The organism is Sphingomonas lacusdianchii, assembly GCF_022664395.1.
GTDB classification, from domain to species: Bacteria; Pseudomonadota; Alphaproteobacteria; order Sphingomonadales; family Sphingomonadaceae; genus Sphingomonas; species Sphingomonas lacusdianchii.
Map to the genome: position 1 here is coordinate 199,702 of NZ_JAKRET010000005.1, position 22,166 is coordinate 221,867.

19 protein-coding genes and 2 tRNA genes are annotated in these 22,166 nt (G+C 65.4%); 17 read left to right on the forward strand and 4 right to left on the reverse strand.

The features are described 5' to 3' along the window. Nucleotide 1 precedes the first annotated feature (1 nt). The 5 genes from lon (at nucleotide 2) to MF607_RS09105 (ending at nucleotide 7,886) form a co-directional block, all read left to right on the forward strand. A complete protein-coding gene (gene lon / locus MF607_RS09085) occupies nucleotides 2-2,485 on the forward strand; it encodes an endopeptidase La (RefSeq protein ID WP_242117718.1) in 2,484 nt (827 codons plus the stop codon). 186 nt (nucleotides 2,486-2,671) lie between these two features. Then, the gene (locus MF607_RS09090; protein WP_055756411.1) at nucleotides 2,672-2,944 is read left to right on the forward strand and encodes an HU family DNA-binding protein; all 273 of its coding nucleotides are present in this window, start codon (nucleotides 2,672-2,674) and stop codon (nucleotides 2,942-2,944) included. A 51-nt stretch (nucleotides 2,945-2,995) separates the two neighbouring features. Then, nucleotides 2,996-3,070 (forward strand) — tRNA-Val (locus MF607_RS09095). Nucleotides 3,071-3,337: 267 nt separating this feature from the next. Next, the gene (locus MF607_RS09100; protein ID WP_242117720.1) at nucleotides 3,338-4,966 is read left to right on the forward strand and encodes a hypothetical protein; all 1,629 of its coding nucleotides are present in this window, start codon (nucleotides 3,338-3,340) and stop codon (nucleotides 4,964-4,966) included. Between the two features lie 103 nt (nucleotides 4,967-5,069). After that, complete coding sequence (locus tag MF607_RS09105; protein ID WP_242117722.1) at nucleotides 5,070-7,886, forward strand: TonB-dependent receptor domain-containing protein; 2,817 nt, start codon at nucleotides 5,070-5,072, stop codon at nucleotides 7,884-7,886. A 54-nt stretch (nucleotides 7,887-7,940) separates the two neighbouring features. Here MF607_RS09105 and MF607_RS09110 read toward each other — a convergent pair whose 3' ends face one another. Continuing rightward, a complete protein-coding gene (locus MF607_RS09110; RefSeq protein WP_242117724.1) occupies nucleotides 7,941-8,612 on the reverse strand; it encodes a prolyl hydroxylase family protein in 672 nt (223 codons plus the stop codon). Nucleotides 8,613-8,693: 81 nt separating this feature from the next. On the opposite strand from MF607_RS09110, the gene MF607_RS09115 reads away from it, so the two are divergent. Then, nucleotides 8,694-8,770, forward strand: a tRNA-His gene (locus tag MF607_RS09115). Between the two features lie 26 nt (nucleotides 8,771-8,796). Next, nucleotides 8,797-9,846 carry a Glu/Leu/Phe/Val family dehydrogenase gene (locus MF607_RS09120; RefSeq protein ID WP_242117726.1) on the forward strand — a complete coding sequence of 350 codons (1,050 nt, stop codon included), beginning with the start codon at nucleotides 8,797-8,799 and terminating at the stop codon, nucleotides 9,844-9,846. A gap of 4 nt (nucleotides 9,847-9,850) precedes the next feature. On the opposite strand, the gene MF607_RS09125 is transcribed toward MF607_RS09120, so the two are convergent. Together MF607_RS09125 and MF607_RS09130 are read right to left on the reverse strand one after the other, a co-directional pair. Next, complete coding sequence (locus tag MF607_RS09125) at nucleotides 9,851-11,626, reverse strand: cation:proton antiporter domain-containing protein (RefSeq protein WP_242117730.1); 1,776 nt, start codon at nucleotides 11,624-11,626, stop codon at nucleotides 9,851-9,853. A gap of 106 nt (nucleotides 11,627-11,732) precedes the next feature. Then, nucleotides 11,733-12,953: an NADP-dependent isocitrate dehydrogenase gene (locus tag MF607_RS09130; RefSeq protein WP_242117732.1), complete on the reverse strand. Its 1,221-nt coding sequence runs from the start codon at nucleotides 12,951-12,953 to the stop codon at nucleotides 11,733-11,735. A gap of 121 nt (nucleotides 12,954-13,074) precedes the next feature. On the opposite strand from MF607_RS09130, the gene MF607_RS09135 reads away from it, so the two are divergent. Beyond that, a complete protein-coding gene (locus MF607_RS09135; protein WP_242117734.1) occupies nucleotides 13,075-13,806 on the forward strand; it encodes a phosphatidylserine decarboxylase in 732 nt (243 codons plus the stop codon). A 1-nt stretch (nucleotide 13,807) separates the two neighbouring features. Continuing rightward, nucleotides 13,808-14,575 (forward strand): CDP-alcohol phosphatidyltransferase family protein, encoded by a 768-nt coding sequence (locus MF607_RS09140; protein ID WP_242117735.1) that lies wholly within the window; start codon nucleotides 13,808-13,810, stop codon nucleotides 14,573-14,575. Here MF607_RS09140 and MF607_RS09145 read toward each other — a convergent pair. Beyond that, nucleotides 14,538-14,762: a hypothetical protein gene (locus MF607_RS09145; protein ID WP_242117737.1), complete on the reverse strand. Its 225-nt coding sequence runs from the start codon at nucleotides 14,760-14,762 to the stop codon at nucleotides 14,538-14,540. The two genes, MF607_RS09140 and MF607_RS09145, sit on opposite strands and share 38 nt — an antisense overlap. Before the next feature lie 256 nt (nucleotides 14,763-15,018). Here MF607_RS09145 and rpsB point away from each other — a divergent pair, with 256 nt between their 5' ends. The 8 genes from rpsB (at nucleotide 15,019) to MF607_RS09185 (ending at nucleotide 22,107) form a co-directional block, all read left to right on the forward strand. Next, on the forward strand, nucleotides 15,019-15,798 hold the full coding sequence (rpsB, locus tag MF607_RS09150; RefSeq protein ID WP_242117739.1) for a 30S ribosomal protein S2: 780 nt from the start codon (nucleotides 15,019-15,021) through the stop codon (nucleotides 15,796-15,798). Nucleotides 15,799-15,888: 90 nt separating this feature from the next. Continuing rightward, a complete protein-coding gene (gene tsf / locus MF607_RS09155; RefSeq protein WP_242117742.1) occupies nucleotides 15,889-16,818 on the forward strand; it encodes a translation elongation factor Ts in 930 nt (309 codons plus the stop codon). Nucleotides 16,819-16,963: 145 nt separating this feature from the next. Continuing rightward, nucleotides 16,964-17,686, forward strand: a complete 723-nt coding sequence (gene pyrH / locus MF607_RS09160; protein WP_242117744.1) for a UMP kinase — start codon at nucleotides 16,964-16,966, stop codon at nucleotides 17,684-17,686. Between the two features lie 18 nt (nucleotides 17,687-17,704). After that, on the forward strand, nucleotides 17,705-18,262 hold the full coding sequence (gene frr, locus MF607_RS09165; RefSeq protein WP_242117746.1) for a ribosome recycling factor: 558 nt from the start codon (nucleotides 17,705-17,707) through the stop codon (nucleotides 18,260-18,262). Continuing rightward, entirely contained in the window at nucleotides 18,259-19,023 is a 765-nt protein-coding gene (locus MF607_RS09170) for an isoprenyl transferase (RefSeq protein WP_431311917.1), read from the forward strand. Before frr ends, MF607_RS09170 begins: the two co-directional genes overlap by 4 nt. Then, nucleotides 19,020-19,823 carry a phosphatidate cytidylyltransferase gene (locus MF607_RS09175; protein ID WP_347340873.1) on the forward strand — a complete coding sequence of 268 codons (804 nt, stop codon included), beginning with the start codon at nucleotides 19,020-19,022 and terminating at the stop codon, nucleotides 19,821-19,823. Before MF607_RS09170 ends, MF607_RS09175 begins: the two co-directional genes overlap by 4 nt. Further along, a complete protein-coding gene (locus tag MF607_RS09180) occupies nucleotides 19,820-20,977 on the forward strand; it encodes a 1-deoxy-D-xylulose-5-phosphate reductoisomerase (RefSeq protein WP_242117748.1) in 1,158 nt (385 codons plus the stop codon). The genes MF607_RS09175 and MF607_RS09180 overlap by 4 nt, the downstream gene beginning before the upstream one ends. Next, on the forward strand, nucleotides 20,974-22,107 hold the full coding sequence (locus MF607_RS09185; protein ID WP_242117750.1) for a M50 family metallopeptidase: 1,134 nt from the start codon (nucleotides 20,974-20,976) through the stop codon (nucleotides 22,105-22,107). Before MF607_RS09180 ends, MF607_RS09185 begins: the two co-directional genes overlap by 4 nt. Nucleotides 22,108-22,166: the final 59 nt, after the last annotated feature.

The window sequence follows — 22,166 nt, forward strand, 5'->3', positions numbered from 1 at the left end:
CATGTCCGAGAATACCAATTCCGTTTCGTCCGAGGCGCTGAAGCTGCCGGTGCTGCCGCTGCGCGATATCGTTGTCTTTCCGCACATGATCGTGCCGCTGTTCGTCGGGCGCGACAAGTCGGTAGCCGCGCTGGAAGCGGCGATGGCGGGATCGAAGGAAATCTTCCTCGTGGCGCAGCTCGATCCGGGTGAGGACGATCCCGCGCGCGACGACCTGTATGATGTCGGCGTGTCGGCCGAAGTCATGCAGATGCTGAAGCTCCCCGATGGCACCGTCCGCGTGCTGGTGTCGGGCAAGGCGCGCGCGACGCTGACCGATCTGGAAACGGTCGACAATTATCTGGTCGCAACGGTCACGCCGGCGGGTGCCGGCGACACGACGCTGGAAGATGCCGACGAAGGCATGGAAGAGCGGGTCGCCGAGACGGTTGCGCAGCCAAGTGCCGAGTTGAAGGCGCTGATGCGCTCGGTCGTCGACCAGTTCGAAAATTACGCAAAGCTCAACAAGAAGCTGCCGGCTGAAACTGCGGTCCAGCTGTCCGAATTGGACGACGCCTCGCGCCTGGCTGATGCGGTCGCGGGCAATATCGCGGTCAAGGTCGCCGACAAGCAGGCGCTGCTGGTCGAGGCCGATCCGCACAAGCGACTGGAGATGGTGTTCGCCTTCATGGAAGGCGAACTGGGCGTGCTGCAGGTCGAGAAGAAGATCCGCAGCCGCGTGAAGCGGCAGATGGAGAAGACCCAGCGCGAATATTATCTCAATGAACAGCTGAAGGCGATCCAGCGCGAACTCGGCAACGAGGGTGAGGATGGCGACGGCGACGAGATCGCCGAGCTGACGCAGAAGATCGCCACGCTGAAGCTGAGCAAGGAAGCGCGGACCAAGGCGACGTCGGAGCTGAAGAAGCTCAAGACGATGGCGCCGATGAGCGCCGAGGCGACGGTCGTACGCAACTATCTCGACGTGCTGCTCGGCCTGCCATGGGGCAAGAAGTCCAAGCTGAAGAAGGACATTGCCGTTGCGCAGACGGTGCTCGACGAGGACCATTACGCGCTGGAGAAGGTCAAGGACCGGATCGTCGAATATCTGGCGGTGCAGGCGCGGACCAACAAGCTGAAGGGGCCGATCCTGTGCCTCGTCGGTCCGCCGGGCGTCGGCAAGACGAGCCTCGGCAAGTCGATCGCCAAGGCGACCGGGCGCGAGTTCATCCGCCAGTCGCTGGGCGGCGTGCGCGACGAGGCGGAGATCAGGGGGCACCGCCGGACCTATATCGGGTCGCTGCCGGGCAAGATCGTGACGAACCTGCGCAAGGCCGGCGCGTCGAACCCGCTGTTCCTGCTCGACGAGATCGACAAGCTGGGTCAGGATTTCCGCGGCGATCCGGCATCGGCGCTGCTGGAGGTGCTCGACCCCGAACAGAATGCGAAGTTTAACGATCACTATCTGGAGATCGATATCGATCTGTCGGACGTGATGTTCGTCTGCACCGCGAACACGCTGAACCTGCCGAAGCCGCTGCTCGACCGGATGGAGATCATCCGGCTGGAGGGCTATACCGAGGACGAGAAGGTCGAGATCGCCGAACGCCATCTGGTCGCCAAGCAGGTCGACGCGCATGGGCTGAAAGCCGGCGAGTTCGAGTTGACCCAGGCGGGATTGCGCGACCTGATCCGCTATTACACCCGCGAGGCGGGTGTGCGGACGCTGGAGCGCGAAATCGCCAAGCTGGCGCGCAAGGCGCTGCGGCGGATCCTTGAGGGTAAGGCTTCGTCGGTTACGGTAACGCCCGAAAACCTCTCCGAATTTGCCGGGGTGCGCAAATATCGCTTCGGCGTCGGCGAGGAAGAGCATCAGATCGGTGCTGTCACCGGCCTGGCATGGACCGAAGTCGGCGGCGAGTTGCTGACGATCGAAAGCGTCACCGTACCGGGCAAGGGATCGGTCAAGACCACCGGCAAGCTCGGCGACGTGATGAAGGAATCGGTCGAGGCGGCGTGGAGCTATGTCAAGGCGCGCTCGCCGGGATACGGCATCAAGCCGAGCCTGTTCCATCGCAAGGACGTGCATATCCACCTGCCCGAAGGCGCGGTGCCGAAGGACGGTCCGTCGGCGGGCATCGGGCTGGTCACGTCGATCGTGTCGACGCTGACCGGCGTGCCGGTGCGGCGCGAGGTGGCGATGACCGGTGAGGTTACGCTGCGCGGTCGGGTGCTGCCGATCGGGGGGCTGAAGGAAAAGCTGCTGGCGGCATTGCGCGGCGGCATCACCACCGTCCTGATTCCGGTCGAGAATGAAAAGGATCTGGCGGAAATCCCGGCGAACATCCGTAGCGGGCTCGAGATCATCCCGGTGTCGCATGTCGACGAGGTGCTGCGACTCGCGCTGACCGAGCCGTTGACCGCGATCGACTGGACCGAGGCGGACGATCTCGCCGCCCAACCGCCGGTGCCGGTACCCGGTATCGCCGAATCGCGACCGCATTGATCGGAGCCGGCGGGAAGGGTACGACGTCCCGCCGGCATCGTCGAAGCGACGTACGCAGGCGACGCTACGCAATCCATTGGATTGCGCTAACAATGCCAATTTGCTTTGACAGCGTTCGACGGAGCGGCCTTATTGCCGCGTTCGAGTCTGGTCATATTTTTTCAGAGACGAAGGGGGTTCCACGGGATGAACAAGCAGGAGCTGATCGGGCAGGTCGCCGACCATTCGGGGCTCACCCGCGGCGATGCGATGAAGGCGGTCGAAGCGGTATTCGACGTCATCTCGGCGGCGCTCAAGAAGGGCGACGAAGTGCGTCTCGTCGGGTTCGGCACGTTCTCGGTATCGAAGCGCAAGGCATCGACCGGCCGTAATCCGCGTACCGGCGAGCCGATGACGATCAAGGCGTCGTCGCAGCCCAAGTTCAAGGCCGGCAAGGGCCTGAAGGATTCGGTGAATTAAGTTCTGGACACCATGGCCGGACCCCTTTAGGGAGCCGGCCTCCGGGTTTCCGGGCGCGTAGCTCAGCGGTAGAGCACACCCTTCACACGGGTGGGGTCACAGGTTCAATCCCTGTCGCGCCCACCAGATCAACGGCCGTCCGGCACGTCAGACCTCTGTTCAGAGGCGACGGGCCGGGCGGCCGTTTCTGATTCCGGTCGGCTCGTTGGCCTGTCGCCCGCTGTCATAAAACCGAAACCATAACGTCTCCGAAACTTCATCGGAATCGCATGTTCCCGTCATGCAGCATCCCTAACGCGGCGGCCGTGGGTCGGCCGAAGGGGGAGCCTTGGACGATCGCCGGGTCTTGCGCCCGCATAACGAACAACCAAGTTTTCGGGAGTTTCATCGGTGATGGCCAGCAGCAAGCGCTTCGGCTTTATTCTCATGGCGACCACGGCCTGCGCCGCGCTGGCCGGGTGCAGCGGCGCCGACGGCGTCGCATCGCCGGGGGCGGGCAGCATCAACGTGACCGTCCCGGCGCCGGCCCCCACGCCGACCCCGACCTCGACCGCGCCGAGCGCCATCACCGCGGCGCAGTTCGCCGCGCAGACGACGGTCAACGGCATCACGATTACGTCGGACGAACAGCTGGCGATCGTCAACGCCGGTACCAACAACAACGTCAACGGCGTCGGTTCGGTGCTGAACGGCGTGTATCCGGTCGGCGCTGCATCGCTGACGACCGCGACCGATCCGTCGACGATCAACAGCTTTTTCACCAGCACCAACTATGTCGGCGCACTGAACGGCCCGACCGATACCGCCTTCCAGGGATGGACCTGCAACTCGACCTCGGCTGAATTCGGCGGTTCGGGCGCGCGCTGCACCGCGGTGCCGTCGATCGGCACCTATGCCGTTGCGACCTCGGTCTGCCCGACCGGCACGATCGACGACGGTACGAACAGCTCGTCGAGCCCGTCTTTCCGCTACTGCCGCCTGCCGCAGAACATCACGACCGACCTGTCGCTGCCGAAGATCGCTGGCGTCGTCTATCGCCTGCGCGGCCAGACCGAAGTCGGCACCGATCTCGGCAGCACCGGTCCCGCCGGCGTGACGCTGACGATCGCCGCCGGTTCGGTGATCGCCGCCGACTCGTCGGAAAATACCAACGACCTGCTGCTGGTGAACCGCGGTTCGAAGATCTCGGCGATCGGTACCCGCGACGCGCCAATCATCTTCACCTCGCAGCAGAATCTGGTGAACAACGGCGTGTCCGACGCAAGCCAGGGTCAGTGGGGCGGCATAATCCTGCTCGGCCGTGCGCCGACCGCGGTCTGCGCCACCGGCACCGGTCCGAACAACGCCGACGGTTCGTCGACGACCTGCCAGCAGGCGATCGAAGGCGTCACCGGCCGCTTCTATGGCGGGCCGAACGCCGCTGACAATTCGGGCCAGATGTCCTACGTCCAGATCCGCTATTCGGGCATCGCGATCAGCGACGGCAATGAACTGCAGGGCCTGACGCTGGGCGGTACCGGCAGCGGCACCGTGCTGGATCATATCCAGAGCCACAACTCGGCCGACGACGGCATCGAAATCTTCGGCGGCACCACCAACCTGAAGTATATCGCCATCACCGGCGCCGACGACGACGGCTTCGACATCGACAACGGCTATCGCGGCTTCATGCAGTTCATGATCGCGGCGCAGCGTGTCCTCGGCGCGACCGCCGACTCGTTCTCGACGGAGATCGACTCGAACAATGGCGAGGACCTGCTGCCGCGTACGTACAGCACCTATGCCAACTTCACCTTCATCCAGACCGCGCTCGCCCCGGCGGCGATCCGTCAGCGCGGCGGTTCGGACATGCGCTACGTCAATGGCGTGGTGAAGTCGGTCGGCAACGTCGCCTGCGTCAACCTGATTGCCGGCGAGACCAGCGCGTCGGATCGCTCGACCATCCGTGCGGCCGACACCACCAAGCAGGATGCCGGCCCGCCGGTATTCTCGTCGGTCTACTTCGCCTGCCAGGGCCGTTGATCCGACCCGTCGCGTAGCCCGCGATGACACGCCGATGCCGGGGCGGGCCGATACGCCCGTCCCGGCATTCGCTCTTTCAGATATACAAGGTGGATCAACGGTCATGCAGCACCGCCGCGCTTACGCAACACTCCTTCTCCTGACGTCGCAACTGGTTGCGCCGGCCGTGCTGGCACAGTCGACCACGCCCGCCGCTCCCGCCGCCGCGACGCCGCCGGTCGTGCAGACTGGTACCGAACCCGATACCGCGACGTCCGCACCGCAGGACGGAACGACGACCGACGCCCCCGCCGAAGTTTCGTCGCCCGGTTTCGATGAAGCCGCCGGCGAGGAAATCGTCGTCGTCGGTCGCAACATCCCGAACGTGGTCCGCGCCACGCCGCAGATCGTGTCGGTCCTGTCCGAAGCCGACATCGCCCGCACCGGCGACGGCGACATTGCCGGCGCACTGACCCGCGTGACCGGCCTGTCGGTCGTCGGCGGCGGCTTCGTCTATGTCCGTGGTCTCGGCGATCGCTACTCGTCGTCGCTGCTCAACGGGTCGCCCTTGCCGAGCCCCGAGCCACTGCGCCGTTCGGTCCCGCTCGACATTTTCCCGACGTCGATCGTCGGATCGGCGCTGGTGCAGAAGACCTATTCGGTCAACTTCCCCGGCGAATTCGGCGGCGGTGTCATCAACCTGACGTCGAAGGCGATCCCCAAGAAGAACTTCCTGTCGATCGGCGGATCGATCGCCGCCGATACGGTCACGACCAGCGAGCTCGGCTATGTCTATGCCGGCGGCAAGAGCGACTGGATCGGCTATGACGACGGAACCCGCGGTGTGCCGTCGTTCATCCGCAATGCCGACAAGGGTTCGGGTCTGATCCCGGTCGCGCAGGTCGCCCAGCTCGACAATGCCCGCACCTCGCTGTTGCAGGTCAACAACCAGCTGCCCGCCAATCTGTCGGGCGAAATCGCTGGCGGATCGGTGTTTGATATCGGCAGCGACCGGCTGGGCGTCATCGCGTCGCTGGGCCTGTCGAACACCTTTCGCACGCGCGATGCGACCCAGCAGGACAGCGTCAGCGAGAACGGCACCGTCCGCAACGACTTCCGCACGGTGCTGACCGACAACCGGATCGTTGCCAACGGGTTGGTCGGATTGGGCTATGAGTTCAACGATAACACGCTGCGCTGGACCAACGTCTATATCCACGACACGCTGAAGCAGGGGCGTCTGGCCGCGTCGGACAATTACAACAATTTCAGCGGCCTGCGCGTGCAGCAGAACACCAACTGGTTCGAACGCCAGTTGATCGAGAGCCAGCTGGTCGGCGAATTTAAGTTGACCGACGCGTTGAAGTTCGACGCCCGCGGCGCCTTCGCCAATTCGAAGCGTAATGCGCCGTACGAGCGCCAGTTCGACTATCTCTGCTCGAACCGTACCACCAACGGCTATCCGATCACCGTCACCGACGCCCCGGTATCGCGCGGCTTCAACTGCAACGGCGCATATCAGGTGACGCAGCGCTTCTCGCCCTTCGCCAGCGTGGTATTCAGCGAGCTGAACGAAGACCTGTACACGGGGCAGGCGGACCTCGCCTACAAGCTGCCGACCGATCGCCCGATGACCATATCGACGGGCTATTTCTATTCGAATACCGATCGCTCGTCGCGTCGTCTGCAATTCAACTACCAGACCAGCGACGGTGCCGGCACTGCGCCGGGCTTCCCCAACAATCTGTTGCGGCCCGACTATCTGCTGTCGCCCGATTCGCTGTTTAACGCCTGTCCGCAGCGCGGTACGGGTGCCTGCACGATCGAGTTGCAGTTCAATACCCAGGCCGGCGCCTATGCCTATGACGCCAGCCTCGAAATCCATGCCGGTTACGTCCAGGCGGAGGCCGAGGTGTCCGACGGCCTGCGTGCGGTGGCTGGCGTCCGCTACGAAACGGCGAACGAGCAGGTGACGCCAATCAACCTGACGCCGACGATCCTGAAGAATGCCTATTGGCTGCCGGCCGGCACGCTGACGTGGAATTTCGCATCGGACATGCAGTTCCGCCTCAGCGGTGCGAAGACGATCTCGCGGCCGCAGTTCCGCGAACTGGCCCCGCAGCAGTTCCGCGATCCCGATTCGGATCGCCTGTTCTTCGGTAACCCGAACTTGCGCGATTCCGAGCTGTGGAACCTCGAAGGCCGTTACGAATATTTCTTCGGCCGCGATCAGCGCATCACCGCCGCGGGCTTCTACAAGCGGATCGACAACCCGATCGAACAGGCGGGTTTCTATCCCAGCCCCGACGCGACGTTGCAGACCGGTTTCACCTATCTGCCCAAGGCGACGCTGTACGGCGCGGAGGTCGAGGCGCAGAAATACGTTCCGCTGAGCGGGCTCGGCAATTTCTTCGCGACCCGTCGCCTCCTTCTGCTCGCCAACTATACCTATACCCAGTCGCAGATCACCGCGGACGGCACCTGCGTGCCCAACCCGGCGGCGGCGCTCGGCTCGCCGGGGATTGGCGGTTGTCAAGCGGGCTTCGGTCGGGCCAGCGCGTTGTTCCGCGACGGCGCGCCGCTGACCGGACAGTCGGACCATCTGGTCAACGTCCAAATCGGCGTCGAGGATACGGCGGCGCTGTCGCAGCTGACGCTGTTGTTCAACTATGCCAGCGACCGCGTGACCAATCGCGGTCCGTCGAACCTCTCGGGTGCGGGGTTCCAGCCCGATATCGTCGAGCGTCCGGGCATCCGCCTCGATCTAGTCGGGCGGCAGGGCTTCGAAGTCGCCGGGGCGCAGCTGGAAGTGAAGGCCGAAGCGCGCAACCTGACCGGCACGCGTTACAGCGAAAGCCAGGATTTCGCCGGCAACCCGGTCTATATCAACCGCTACGATCTGGGCCGCGTATTCTCGCTTGGGATCACCGCGCAGTTCTGATCGAACGGGTGGCGATGGACGGGCCGTCGGCAGCAATGCCGGCGGCCCGTTCGCTTATCCCCATGGGCGTTCGCGAAACCATTTGGTCAGCACATATTTGGTGCCCTCGCGCACCTTCATCCCATGATGCAAGGTCGCCGGATTGGGCCCGCCATCGGCGCGCAGATTGTTCCACGCCAGCAATTTGCCGGTCTCGGGCTGGACGATCTTGTCGATCGCCTTGAACCGCGTCGCGCCGCCGGCGCCCGGTTCGTTCAGATACAGCATCACTGTCCATGTCCGGTTGCCCGCAACCGAGCAATAGCGGGCGAAGTCGCCGCCCTGCGGATCGAAATAATCGGTGTGCGCCTTGAATTCCTGCCCGACGGCATAGCGCTGCCCCTGCAACGGTTCGCCATGCGCCGGGTCGAGGCCGCAGAAATCGAAGATCAGCGCTTCGGCGGCGGCGACGACCGGGTCGCTCGAATCGAGGTCGCAGGTCTCGCTGGTGCGGAAAGTCGGGTCGCCATTGGCGTCTGCGATGGTCGAAGGGCGGCGCTTGGCATCGATCCGGTCGATCAACGCGGCGCAGAGATCGGCCGGGATCAGGCCGCGGCGAATGAACAGCGACAGCTTGGCGCTCGGCACCCGCTGTACGCCCGGTCGGGTCATGATGTGGTCGACGACCGGTTCGCTGGGAAAGCCGGAGCCGAGAGTCGGGCGGGCGGGGGACGGGGCCGTTTCCATGGACTTTTTCCTGCCAGAACGATTGTCGGCACGCCACTGCTTGACCGATGCGTACGGCCCGGCTAAGCGCGCCCTTCCACGGCGACCGTAGTTCAATTGGTTAGAGCGCCGGCTTGTGATGCCGGAAGTTGCGGGTTCAAGTCCCGTCGGTCGCCCCATCCCTTACAGCGCTGGAGCCGCCGCCGTGCAGACCGATTGGGGCTATCCCGACTTCGACGATCACGAAGGCATTCACCTGTTCTCCGATCACAAGACCGGTCTGCGCTGCGTGATCGCGGTCCACTCGACCGCGCTCGGGCCGGCGGCGGGTGGGGTTCGCTTCTGGCGCTATGCCAGCAGCGATGCGGCGGTCACCGACGCGCTGCGCCTGTCGCGCGGCATGAGCTTCAAGAACGCGATGGCCGGGCTGCCGATGGGCGGCGGCAAGGGCGTGGTGTTGGCACCCGAGGGCGGCGCCAAGACCCCCGAACTGCTCGGCGCCTTTGGCCGCGCGGTCGAATCGCTCGGCGGTCGCTATGTGACCGCCGAGGATGTCGGCATGTCCGAAGCCGACATGTTGACCATTTCCGGCGCGACCAAATATGTGTCGGGCCTGCCGGTCGCGGCGGGCAATGCCGGTGGCGATCCGGGGCCGTTCACCGCGATGGGCGTTTATCTGGGCGTCCGCGCCGCAACGAAGCGGGCGCTGGGCAGCGACGACATGCGCGGCGTGCGCGTCGCGGTGCAGGGCGTCGGTTCGGTCGGCGGCGGGCTGGCGCGGCTGTTGGCGAAGGACGGTGCGGTACTGACGCTCGCCGACGTCAACGAAGCACGTGCCGAAGCACTCGCGAGCGAACTAGGCGCGACCACCGCCGATCCGGCATCGGTGCTGACGCTGGAGGCCGATATCGTCAGCCCCAATGCGCTCGGCGCGGTACTCGACGAGGCGACGATCGCGGCGCTCAAGTGCAAGGCGGTGGCCGGTGGTGCCAACAACCAGCTTGCGACGGCGGGGGACGGCAAGCGCCTGCAGGATCGCGGGATCCTATACGCGCCCGATTACGTCATCAACGCCGGCGGCATCATCAACGTCGCGCTCGAATATCTGGGTCAGGGCGACCGCGTTGAGGTCGAGAGCCGCATCGCCCGCATCCCCGACCGGCTGGTCGAGGTCTGGGACGAAAGCGACGTCAGCGGCCGTCCACACTCCGAAGTCGCCGACGCCATTGCCCGCCGCCTGATCGGCCGCGGATGAGGCGTCACGCCGGGTCGTCGACCCGGCGCAACCGGCGGATGCGCGGTTCGCGTTCGATGCTGGCCTGTTCGCGGATCGACTGGCGCAGTTCGTCGCGCTTCTCGTGGATCGAGGCGATCACCGGCCCCATCGCGACGCCGAGATCGACCAGCACTGCTTCGGACAGTTGCAGCGAGCTTTCGAGCGTTTCCGGCACCGCATCGCTGACCCCTGCCGCATAGAGTTCGGCGGCATGGGCCGCATCGCGAGCGCGGGCGAGGATCGTCAGGTTCGGCACCCATCCACGCACCCGCCGCGTCAGCCGCACCGTCAGTACCGGGTCGTCCATCGTCAGCACGAGGGCGGTCGCCCGCCCCAGATCGAGCCGGTCGACCAGTTCGGATCGCGCGACGTCGCCGAACAGGATCGGATGCCCCTCCGCCCGCGCCGCGGCGACATTGTCGATGTCCGAATCAACGGCGATGTAGCGCTTGTCATGCGTCTTGAGCATCTCCGCGACCAGCCGCCCGACCCGGCCGAAGCCGATGATAACCACGCCCGATCCGGTCGGATCGACCGGCGGCGCCTCCTCGGTCCCGGTCCGGCGCTCGATTCGCCGCGATGCGCGCTTGCCGAGCATCGCCAGCAACGGCGTGATGGTGAGGCCGATGGCGGTCACCGTCTGCCAGAAGGCGGCGGTCGATGCCTGAATCAACTGCGCCTGCGTCGCTGCGCCGAGCACGATCAACGTGGTCTCGGACGGACTGGCCATCAGCAGGCCGGTTTCGGTCGCGGTGCCGGGACGCACCCCGTTGACCCAGAGCAGCGCGCCGGTCACCACGGCCTTCAGCACAACGACACCGGCGATCGCGCCGAGCAGTTCCGGCCAATTCTCGATGATCGTCGCGATATCGAGGCTCATGCCGATGGTGATGAGGAACACGCCGAGCGCCAGCCCCTTGAACGGCGCAGTGATGACCTCGACCTCGCTATGATATTCGGTTTCGGCGATCAGCAGGCCCGCCAGTAGCGCACCGACGATCGGCGACAGGCCGGCGGCGGTGGTGACGAGGCTGGCGACGATCACGACCAGCAGGCTGGCCGACAGGAACAGTTCGGGGCTCTTCGTCCGCGCCGCCTGTGCGAACAGCTTCGGCAGGATGAACCGCCCGGCCAGATAGAGCGCGGCGACGCTGACCCCGCCCCATAGCGCGGTGTTGGCAAGGCCCGCCCAGCCATCGTCGCTGGCGGTCGGTGCCAGCGCGCCCAGCGCGAAGATGATCGGGACCAGCGCCAGATCCTCGAACAACAGCATCGCAAAGGCGGTGCGCCCGACCGGTCCGGTCGTGCCCGCCATCGGCAGCACCAGCGCGGTCGACGACAGCGCCAGAGCGAGGCCGAGGCCGATCGCCCCCGCGCTCGCCTGGCCCATAACCATCAGCGCCAAACCGATCAACAGCCCCGACCCGAGCAGCTCCGCCGCGCCCAGCCCGAACACCTGCCGCCGCATCGCCCACAGCCGCTTGAACGACAGTTCGAGGCCAATCGAGAATAGCAGCAGGATGATGCCGAATTCGGCAAAGGGTTCGATCGAATGGCGATCGGTGATGGTGATGTGGAACAGCCACGGCACCCGGTCGACCAAGGCGCCGAGGCCGTAAGGGCCGACCAGCACGCCGACGAGGATGAACCCGATCACCGGGTTGACGCGGAAACGGGCGAAGGCGGGAATGACGAGGCCGGCGGCCCCCAATATGACCAGCGAATCACTGAACGGCGTGGAATCTATCGGCAACGGCATAGGGCCATTGTTGCGGATGCGGCACGGTCGCGGCAACCGCTAACGCACGAACGGCGCCCATCCGTTGGGATGGACGCCGTTCGCATGGCCGCGAGGGCAGGGGTTTTTAGCCCTGCGAGCCCATCGCCGCTTCGAGGTTGACGCGAACCTGTTCGAAGAACTGTTCGGTGGTCATCCACGGCTGGTTCGGGCCGATCAGGATCGCCAGATCCTTGGTCATGTGGCCGGCTTCGACGGTTTCGATGCAGACCCGCTCCAGCGTTTCGGCGAACTTGGTGACGTCCGGCGTATCGTCGAACTTGCCGCGATACTTCAGGCCGCCGGTCCATGCGAAGATCGACGCGATCGGGTTGGTCGAGGTCGCCTTGCCCTGCTGATGCTGGCGATAGTGGCGGGTGACGGTGCCGTGCGCCGCTTCCGCCTCGATCGTCTTGCCGTCCGGCGACATCAGCACCGAGGTCATCAGGCCCAGCGAGCCGAAGCCCTGCGCGACCTGATCCGACTGCACGTCGCCGTCATAGTTCTTGCAGGCCCAGACGAATTCACCATGCCACTTCAGCGCCGATGCGACCATGTCGTCGATCAGGCGGTGCTGATATTCGATGCCCGCCGCCTGGAACTGGTCCTTGAATTCCGTCGCGAACACTTCTTCGAAGATATCCTTGAAGCGGCCGTCATAGGCCTTCAGGATCGTGTTCTTGGTCGACAGATAGACCGGCCAGCCGCGGCCGAGACCATAGTTCATCGACGCGCGGGCGAAATCGCGGATCGATTCGTCGAGATTGTACATGCCCATGGCGACGCCGGCGGCGGGGAAGTCGAACACTTCCTCCTCGATCACCTGGCCGTCGGTGCCTTCCCACTTCATGGTCAGCTTGCCCGCGCCCGGCACCTTGAAATCGGTCGCCTTATACTGGTCGCCGAATGCATGGCGGCCGACGACGATCGGCTTGGTCCATCCCGGGATCAGGCGCGGCACGTTCGAGATGACGATCGGTTCGCGGAAGACGACGCCGCCCAGGATGTTGCGGATCGTGCCGTTGGGCGAGCGCCACATCTTCTTCAGGCCGAATTCCTCGACGCGCTGCTCGTCGGGGGTGATCGTCGCGCACTTCACGCCGACGCCGTACTTCTGGATCGCCTTGGCGCTGTCGACGGTGATCTTGTCGTCGGTCTCGTCGCGCTTCTCGATGCCGAGGTCATAATAATCGAGGTCGATTTCGAGATAGGGCTGGATCAGCCGTTCGCGAATCCATGCCCAGATGATGCGGGTCATTTCGTCGCCGTCGATCTCCACGACCGGGGTTTTGACCTTGATCTTCGCCATGCGCCTGCTCTCGATTTCTGTTGCGATTGGCGCGGCCTTACGGGGTCGGTCGGCAAGGATCAACCGCGTCGCGGATGCGCGGCGGTTGTCAGCACGGCCCACCTTGGGTACACCACGCTTCATGGCATCGCTCGAAAAGCCCGCGGTCGGCACCACGACCGTCAAGTGGCGCTGGCCCTCGGTACATCCCGAAGGGCGCAAATACGTCCTCATCGCCGCCGCCGTCACCGCCTTCTTCGCCTTCATGGCGTGGGAGACGCTGGCATGGCCGATGGGACTGGTGACGTTATGGGTCGCCTCGTTCTTTCGCGATCCGGTGCGGACCACGCCGCAGGGCGACGGGCTGATCGTCGCACCCGCCGACGGGTTGGTGACGATGATCCAGCGCGTCGACCTGCCGCCCGAACTGCGCGGACCCAACGGCCTTGGCGATCAACCGCTGGTGCGCGTGTCGATCTTCATGTCGGTGTTCGACGTCCATATCAACCGTACCCCGATTGCGGGGACGATCCGGCAGGTGGTCTATATCTCGGGCAAGTTCCTGAACGCCGATCTTGACAAGGCGAGCGACGAGAATGAGCGTCAGCACGTCGTCGTCGAAAGCCTTGACGGGCAACGCGTCGGTTTTACCCAGATCGCGGGACTGGTCGCGCGCCGGATCGTCGGCTTCGTGAAGCCGGGCGACATCGTCGCCGCGGGACAGCGCGTCGGGCTGATCCGTTTCGGCAGCCGCGTCGATGTGTTCCTGCCAGAGGGGATCGAGCCGCAGGTCGTGCTGGGCCAGCGCAGCGTCGCTGGGGAAACCGTGCTGGGCCGGCCGGGTCTGCCCGCGCCGACCGGGATCGCACAGTAAGATGCGGCGCCCCTTGCCCGTCCGCGGCATTCCGCTGCGTGCCCTCGCCCCCAACGCGGTCACCGCGCTGGCGTTGTGTTCCGGACTGACCGGCATTCGCTTTGCCATAGGCGGCGAATGGGAACGTGCCGTTCTGATGGTGTTGCTCGCCGGGGTGCTCGACGGCATCGACGGCCGCGTCGCGCGGATGCTGCGCGGAGAAAGCCGGTTCGGCGCCGAACTGGACTCGCTTTCGGACGCCATCTCGTTCGGCGTGTCGCCGGCCCTGATCATGTATCTATGGGCGTTACTCAACGAACCGCGGGTCGGCTGGATCGTGTCGCTGATCTATGCGGTGTTCACCGCGCTGCGGCTCGCGCGCTTCAATGCGCGGATCGACGTCGTCGACCAGCCACACAAATCGGCCGGCTTCCTTACCGGTATTCCAGCGCCGGCCGGTGCCGGGCTGGCAATGTTGCCGCTCTATGCCTGGATCTGGAGCGGTGAGGCGATCTTCCGCTCGCCATGGATCGTCGCACCATGGGTCGCGTTCGTGGCGTTCCTGATGGTATCGAGCCTCGCGACGTTCAGTTGGTCGTCGCTCAAGCTGCGCCGTAACATCCGGTTCGAGGCGATCGTTGCGTTGGTCGTCGTCGCGGCCGCGCTGGTCTCGGCGCCGTGGCAGACGCTGACGGTGGTTTGCGTCGCCTATCTGGCGACGCTACCGTTCAGCATCCGCAGCTACGGTCGGATCAGGCGGCAACGCGAAGCGGCTGCGGCGCGACCGTAACGGCACGTTGCCGGATCACGCCGCGACGCGACGTCAGGCGGACCGGCGGCAGCGGATCGATCGTCCATTCCGGCCCCTGACGCAGCAGGCGCAGGATGCGGCCGCTCGCCGGCAGGATGGTGGCGACGATCGTTCCCATGGCGATCAGGAACGCGGCGGCGAACAAGGCGTAAGCGAACAGGGCCATCTCGAAACTCCCCGGGACATGCGATTTCAAAAAAACCGCAAAAGGTGCAACATCTTCGCCGAACCACGGTTCCATGGTCCGTTTCTGAACCCTTAATGTTCTCATATCGTTCCAACGTCAAGGCTTGATCGTTGGTACGTTTTGCGCTAACGGCGCCGATCTCAACCCCACATGGGAAGCGCATATACCGGTGCCCGAGCCTTTGGCTCGATAAGGGTTCCTGCTTCCCAGAGGATCAACCGGAAGGAATTATCCTATGGCGGCACCTGTCGTCACCATGCAGGCCCTGCTCGAATCGGGCGCACACTTCGGCCACCAGACCCACCGCTGGAACCCGAAGATGAAGCCGTACATCTTCGGCGATCGTAACGGTGTCCACATCCTCGACCTGTCGCAGACCGTGCCGCTGTTCGCCCGCGCGCTGGAATTCGTCGCGTCGACCGTCGCGTCGGGTGGCAAGGTCCTGTTCGTCGGCACCAAGCGCCAGGCGCAGGAGCCGATCGCCGAAGCAGCCCGCAAGTCGGGCCAGCACTTCGTCAACCATCGCTGGCTGGGCGGCATGCTCACCAACTGGAAGACGATCAGCAACTCGATCAAGCGTCTGAAGGCGCTCGAGGAGCAGCTGTCGGGCGACACGCACGGCCTGACCAAGAAGGAAGTGCTGAACCTGACCCGCGAGAAGGACAAGCTCGAGCTGTCGCTCGGCGGTATCCGCGATCTGGGCGGCATTCCCGACATCATGTTCGTGATCGACGCGAACAAGGAAGAGCTGGCGATCAAGGAAGCCAACACGCTCGGCATCCCGGTCGTCGCGATCCTCGATTCGAACGTGTCGCCGGACGGCATCGCCTTCCCGGTGCCCGCGAACGACGATGCCAGCCGCGCGATCCGTCTGTATTGCGAAGCCGTCGCGATCGCCGCGACCCGCGGTGGTCAGCAGGCGATGGCGCATTCGGGCCGCGATCTGGGCGCGATGGACGAGCCGCCGGCGGAAGAGGCGCTGACCGCCGAGCCGGAAGCGACCGTCGAAGCCTAAGCTGTCACGGAACTGACGTGCGGGCGGGGCAGGGCGGAAATCGCGCTGCCTCGCCCGCAAGCATATCGAACACCAAACAGGAGCCTGATCATGGCAGAAGTTACCGCCGCCGCCGTCAAGGAACTGCGTGAGCGCTCGGGCGCCGGCATGATGGACTGCAAGAAGGCGCTGTCCGAGAATAATGGCGACATGGAAGCCGCCGTCGACTGGCTGCGGACCAAGGGCCTTGCCGCCGTCGCCAAGAAGTCGAGCCGCACCGCGGCCGAGGGTCTGGTCGGCGTTGCCGTCGCCGGCACCAAGGGCGTCGCGATCGAGGTCAACAGCCAGACCGACTTCGTCGCCAAGAACGACCAGTTCCAGGGCTTCGTCCGCGACGTCGTCGCCATCGCACTGGAATCGGGCGATGACATCGAAGCGCTGAAGGGGCAGGCGATGCCGAATGGCGGCACCGTCGAGGACGCGCTGGTCGCCAATATCTCGACCATCGGCGAGAACCAGGTGCTGCGCCGCGCGAAGCGGATCGAAGTCGCCAAGGGCGCCGTGATCCCCTATGTCCACAACGCCGCCGCGCCGGGCCTCGGCAAGATCGGCGTGCTGGTCGCGCTGGAATCGGACGCGGGTGTCGACGTGCTCGAGCCGCTGGGCAAGCAGATCGCGATGCACATCGCCGCTGCCTTCCCGCTGGCGCTGGACGAGAGCGGTCTCGACCAGGACATTCTCGAGCGTGAACGCCAGATCGCGACCGAAAAGGCCGCCGATTCGGGCAAGCCGGCCGATATCATCGCCAAGATGGTCGAAGGCTCGGTGAAGAAGTTCGCCAAGGAAAACGCGCTGCTCAGCCAGCCGATCGTGATGGACGGCAAGACCCCGGTCGCCGACGTCGTCGCCAAGGCGGCGAAGGACGCCGGTACCTCGATCGTGCTGAAGGACTATGTCCGCTTCCAGCTTGGCGAAGGCATCGAGAAGGAAGAGAGCGACTTCGCCGCCGAAGTCGCCGCCACGGCGGGTCTCGCGCGCTAATACGCGCAACCTTTGCCAACTTCGCGGGCCGCGCGGGCACTCTGCCCACGCGGCCCGTTTTGGTATGGGCATAACGTTGCTTGGCTTTGCGGTCGGGCGCGTCTAGGGTCCGCCCCGCTCCCGATAGACCATTTTCGCAGGTGTCATGATCCGTCCTCGCTTCAACCGTGTCCTCCTGAAACTCTCGGGCGAGGTCCTGATGGGATCGGGACAGTTCGGCATCGATCCGGCGATGTGCGAACGCGTCGCGCGCGAGATCAAGGCCGCGCGGGAAGTGGGGCATGAGGTCTGCATCGTCGTCGGCGGCGGCAATATCTTCCGCGGCGTGGCGGGCGCTGCCAAGGGCTTCGAACGTGCCAGCGCCGACTATATGGGCATGCTGGCCACCGTCATGAACGCGCTGGCGATGCAGAACGCGCTCGAACAGATGGGCGTCGAGACCCGCGTGCAGTCGGCGATCCCGATGGCATCGGTGTGCGAACCCTATATCCGCCGCCGCGCGGTGCGGCACATGGAAAAGGGTCGCGTCGTGATCTTCGCCGCCGGCACCGGCAGCCCGTTCTTCACCACCGATACCACCGCTGCGTTGCGTGCCGCCGAAATGGGCTGCGAGGCGCTGTTCAAGGGCACGAGCGTCGACGGCGTCTATGATGCCGATCCCAAGAAGGTGCCGACTGCCAAGCGTTACGACACGCTCGGCTTCGGCCGCGTGCTGGCCGACGACCTGAAGGTCATGGACGCATCGGCAGTTGCGCTGTGCCGCGACAACAATATCCCGATCGTCGTCTTCAACATTCGTGACGAAGGCAATCTCGCCGCCGTGCTGGCGGGCGAGGGTGTGTCGACGATCGTCCAGAACAACGCTTGAATTAGAAGGAAGTCGGTTATGGCCGCATATAACAAGGCCGATCTGGAACGCCGCATGGCCGGCGCAGTCGAATCGCTGAAGGGTGATCTGGGCGGCCTTCGCACCGGACGCGCGGCGGTATCGCTGCTCGATCCGGTCATGGTCGAAGTCTATGGCGCGCACATGCCGCTGAACCAGGTCGCGACCGTTTCGGCCCCGGAGCCGCGCATGTTGTCGGTACAGGTGTGGGACAAGTCGAATGTCGGCCCGGCCGACAAGGCGATCCGTTCGGCGGGCCTCGGTCTTAATCCGATCGTCGATGGCCAGACGCTGCGCCTGCCGATCCCCGACCTGACCGAGGAACGCCGTAAGGAACTGGCGAAGCTCGCCGGCAAATATGCGGAGTCGGCACGCATCGCGGTGCGCAACGTCCGGCGCGACGGCATGGAAAGCCTGAAGACCGACGAGAAGAAGGGCGTTTATTCGGAAGACGAGCGCAAGCGCCACGAAACCGAGGTGCAGAAGCTGACCGACGCGACTATTGCCGAACTCGATGCTGCGGCCAACGCCAAGGAAAAGGAAATTCTCGGCAAGTGACGTCGTTCGCCGCTCGCGCTTCGGTTCCGGCGGACGATCGCGCGGCGCCGGGGCTGCCCCATTCCGCGCCGATCCCGCGCCATGTCGCGATCATCATGGACGGCAATGGCCGCTGGGCGAAGGCCCGGCGCCTGCCGCGGATCGCCGGCCATCGGCAGGGTGTGGAAGCGGTGCGGCGCATCGCGCGGGCGGCACGCGAACAGGGTGTCGAGGCGCTGACCCTCTACGCCTTTTCCTCGGAGAATTGGCGTCGTCCCGAACAGGAGATCGGCGACCTGATGGGGTTGCTGCGCCATTTCCTGAAGAGCGAGATCGACGAACTGCACCGCGAAGGCGTGCGGCTGCGAATCCTCGGCAATTACCAGGCATTGCAGCCCGATCTGGTCAAGCTGATCGACAATGCGGTCGCGCGGACCGCGACCAATAATGGTCCGATTCTCGCCATCGCGCTCAACTATGGCGCGCAGGCCGAACTGGTCGCGGCGGCCCGTCGTCTGGCGGAGCGGGTCGCGGCCGGGATGCCGGTATCGGCGATCGACGAAGCGGCGATCGACCGTGAACTCGATACCCACGACCTGCCGCCGCTCGACCTGATGATCCGGACGTCGGGCGAACAGCGGCTGTCGAATTTCCTGTTGTGGCAGGCGGCCTATGCCGAACTGCTGTTCGTCGACACGCTGTGGCCGGATTTCGACGGCGCGGCGCTGGCGGAGGCCATCGCTGCCTATGGCCGGCGGCAGCGCCGGTTCGGGGGCTTGTGACGCCCGAACCCGTTACCGACCCCGTAGCGCGCCGCAAGTCCGACCTCGCCACCCGCACGTTCGCCAGCGTCGGCATGATCGCCGTCGCCGCGACGGCATTGTGGCTCGGCGGCTTCGCCTTCTGGCTGCTGGTCGCGCTCGGGACCTTGTTCATGATGGCCGAATGGGCCGATCTGCACAAAGTGTCGCGCGAGCATAAGCGTCTGGCGCAACTGGCTTTGACCGTGCCGCTGGCGATCCTGTCGCCGCTGGCGGCGGGAGCGGGGTTCCTCGCGTTCGGGCTCATCATCGGGGCGGCGTTCTTCATCATCATCACGACCGGCCTGCCCAAGCTTGCCCGAGGGATTGTCTATTGCGGTTTTCCGGCACTGGCGGTCGTGTTCCTGCGCGATCGGCCGGACGGATTGCTGCTCGCCTTCTGGGCGATGGCGCTGGTCTGGGCATGCGACATCGGCGCCTATTTCGCCGGACGGACGATCGGCGGACCGAAGCTCGCGCCGACGATCAGCCCGAACAAGACTTGGGCGGGTCTGATCGGCGGGGTCATTGCCGCCTCGGTGCTGGGCGGCGCGTTGCAATATGCCGGCCTGCCGCTGCACCTCGTGCTGGCGACACCGTTGCTGGCGGTGCTGGCACAGGCGGGCGACCTTTATGAAAGCCAGTTGAAGCGTGCCGCCGGGGTCAAGGATTCGGGCAATGTGCTGCCCGGTCATGGCGGCGTGATGGACCGGCTCGACGGGCTGGTGCCGGTCGCGCCGGCGGCGGCACTGATGCTGTTGGCAGGACTGTATCTGGCATGAAGCGCGTAAGCATATTGGGTGCGACCGGATCGGTCGGCACGTCGACGCTCGACCTGATCGAGCGCGCGCCGGGCGATTTCGAGGTCGAAGCGCTGACCGCGCATCGCGACGTTGCCAGGCTGGCGGCGGCGGCGCGGCGGGTCGGCGCGAAGCTGGCGGTGGTCGGCGACGAAGCCTGCCTGCCCGCACTGCGCGACGCGCTCGGCGACAGCGGCATCGAAGCGGCGGGCGGCGAGCAGGCGGTGATCGATGCCGCGGCGCGTGCCGTCGACTGGACCATGGCGGCGATCGTCGGCACCGCAGGGTTGAAGCCGGTGATGGCGGCACTCGCGCGCGGTGGCGCGGTCGCGCTCGCCAACAAGGAAGCGCTGGTGTCGGCTGGCGAGGTGATGATGGCGGCTGCGACCCGCGGCGGCACCACGCTGCTGCCGGTCGACAGCGAACACAACGCCGTCTTCCAATGCCTCGACGATTGCCCGCCCGAGCGCATCCGCCGCATCATCCTGACCGCGAGCGGTGGCCCGTTCCGCGAACGCTCGCTGGCGGAGATGCAGGGCATCACCCCCGAACAGGCGGTGGCGCATCCCAATTGGTCGATGGGCGCCAAGATTTCGGTCGATTCGGCGACGATGATGAACAAGGGGCTCGAACTGATCGAGGCCTATCATCTGTTCCCGGTAACGCCCGAACAACTGGACGTGCTGGTCCATCGCCAGTCGGTCATCCATTCGATGGTCGAATATGTCGATGGGTCGACACTCGCCCAACTCGGATCGCCCGATATGCGCGTGCCGATCGCGCACGCGCTGGCATGGCCCGACCGGATGGCGACGCCGTGCGAACGCCTTGATCTGGCACGCATCGGCCGGCTCGATTTCGAAGCGCCCGACATGGAACGCTTTCCGGCGCTGGCGCTGGCCCGTGCCGCATTGTCGGCCGGTGGCGGGCGTCCGGCGATTCTGAACGCCGCCAACGAGGTCGCGGTCGCCGCGTTTCTCGACCGGCGGATCGGTTTCCTCGAAATTGCCGCAATCGTCGGTGATGTCTTGCAGCGCTTCGACCCGGCAGGGCCGCAGACGCTCGACGCCGTGCTGGCGATCGATGCCGAAGCGCGTGCATTGGCACGGGAGCGTGTGAAGGATTGCGCGGCTTGATCGAATCCCCGGGGTTGCTGATTACCGTCGTCGCGTTCCTGCTGGTGCTGGGGCCGCTCGTGTTCCTGCACGAACTGGGTCATTATGCGGCAGGGCGCTGGTTCGGCGTGAAGGTCGATGCGTTCGCAGTCGGCTTCGGCAAGGAAATCGCCGGCTTTACCGACCGGCAGGGCACGCGGTGGAAGTTCGGATGGCTGCCGCTGGGCGGCTATGTCCGCTTTGCCGGCGATATGAACCCGGCGTCGCAACCCGACGCCGAATGGCTGCAACTCCCGGCCGCCGAGCGTGCGCGGACGTTTCAGGCCAAGCCGGTGTGGCAGCGCGCGATCATCGTCGCGGCGGGGCCGGCGGTGAACCTGTTGCTTGCCGTCGCGATCCTCGGTGGCTTTGCCGCAGCCTATGGCGTCGACCGGACGCCGGCGACGATCGGGCGGGTGGTCGAGGGCAGCGCGGCAGCGCGCGCGGGTTTGGAGGCGGGCGATCGTATCACCGCGATGGGCGGCCGGTCGATCGACACCTTCTCCGACCTGTCCTTCTATACCGTCATGCGCCCCAACGAGCGCGTCCGCGTCGACTATCTGCGCGGCGATGCCGCGCGCCAGACCGAAGCGACGATCGGCGCCGTGCGCCAGCGCGACCGTTTCGGCAACGAGGCGCAGATCGGCCGCTTCGGCATCGAACGGGGCGACCCGGTCTTCGTCTCGGTCCCGATCTGGCAGGCGCCGGCCGAGGGCGTACGCATGGTCGGCAGCATCCTGCGCGGGACAGTCGACGGGCTGGTCCAGATCATTACCGGCCGGCGGTCGGTCGAGGAAATGGGCGGCCCGCTGCGCATTGCGAAGGCATCGGGCGAGCAATTCTCGCTCGGATGGCCGGCGCTGGTGACGTTCGTGGCGTTCGTTTCGATTAATCTTGGATTCATCAACTTGTTGCCAGTTCCGATGCTGGATGGCGGGCACCTGTTGTTCTACGCGATCGAGGCGGTGAAGCGGGGGCCGGTCCGTCCGCAGACGATGGAATGGGCGTTTCGCGGTGGATTGGCCCTGTTGCTGGCATTGATGATCTTCGTCACGGTGAACGATCTGGGGGCGTTCGGCGTGTGGCAGGGGCTGGCCGGCTTGATCGGCTGACGTGGTTAGGGCAGGGCGCGAACGTCCTGTGGTAAAAGTTCCTCCGGTTGGGGTGGGTT

Bases quoted from the DNA above. Each gene is read 5' to 3' on its own strand.
- MF607_RS09135 (WP_242117734.1), top strand. From the start codon at position 13,075: ATGGCATCGCTCGAAAAGCCCGCGGTCGGCACCACGACCGTCAAGTGG.
- MF607_RS09110 (WP_242117724.1), bottom strand. From the start codon at position 8,612: ATGGAAACGGCCCCGTCCCCCGCCCGCCCGACTCTCGGCTCCGGCTTT.
- lon (WP_242117718.1), top strand. From the start codon at position 2: ATGTCCGAGAATACCAATTCCGTTTCGTCCGAGGCGCTGAAGCTGCCG.
- MF607_RS09125 (WP_242117730.1), bottom strand. From the start codon at position 11,626: ATGCCGTTGCCGATAGATTCCACGCCGTTCAGTGATTCGCTGGTCATA.
- tsf (WP_242117742.1), top strand. From the start codon at position 15,889: ATGGCAGAAGTTACCGCCGCCGCCGTCAAGGAACTGCGTGAGCGCTCG.
- MF607_RS09100 (WP_242117720.1), top strand. From the start codon at position 3,338: ATGGCCAGCAGCAAGCGCTTCGGCTTTATTCTCATGGCGACCACGGCC.
- rpsB (WP_242117739.1), top strand. From the start codon at position 15,019: ATGGCGGCACCTGTCGTCACCATGCAGGCCCTGCTCGAATCGGGCGCA.
- pyrH (WP_242117744.1), top strand. From the start codon at position 16,964: ATGATCCGTCCTCGCTTCAACCGTGTCCTCCTGAAACTCTCGGGCGAG.
- MF607_RS09105 (WP_242117722.1), top strand. From the start codon at position 5,070: ATGCAGCACCGCCGCGCTTACGCAACACTCCTTCTCCTGACGTCGCAA.
- frr (WP_242117746.1), top strand. From the start codon at position 17,705: ATGGCCGCATATAACAAGGCCGATCTGGAACGCCGCATGGCCGGCGCA.
- MF607_RS09145 (WP_242117737.1), bottom strand. From the start codon at position 14,762: ATGGCCCTGTTCGCTTACGCCTTGTTCGCCGCCGCGTTCCTGATCGCC.
- MF607_RS09130 (WP_242117732.1), bottom strand. From the start codon at position 12,953: ATGGCGAAGATCAAGGTCAAAACCCCGGTCGTGGAGATCGACGGCGAC.
- MF607_RS09180 (WP_242117748.1), top strand. From the start codon at position 19,820: ATGAAGCGCGTAAGCATATTGGGTGCGACCGGATCGGTCGGCACGTCG.
- MF607_RS09140 (WP_242117735.1), top strand. From the start codon at position 13,808: ATGCGGCGCCCCTTGCCCGTCCGCGGCATTCCGCTGCGTGCCCTCGCC.
- MF607_RS09090 (WP_055756411.1), top strand. From the start codon at position 2,672: ATGAACAAGCAGGAGCTGATCGGGCAGGTCGCCGACCATTCGGGGCTC.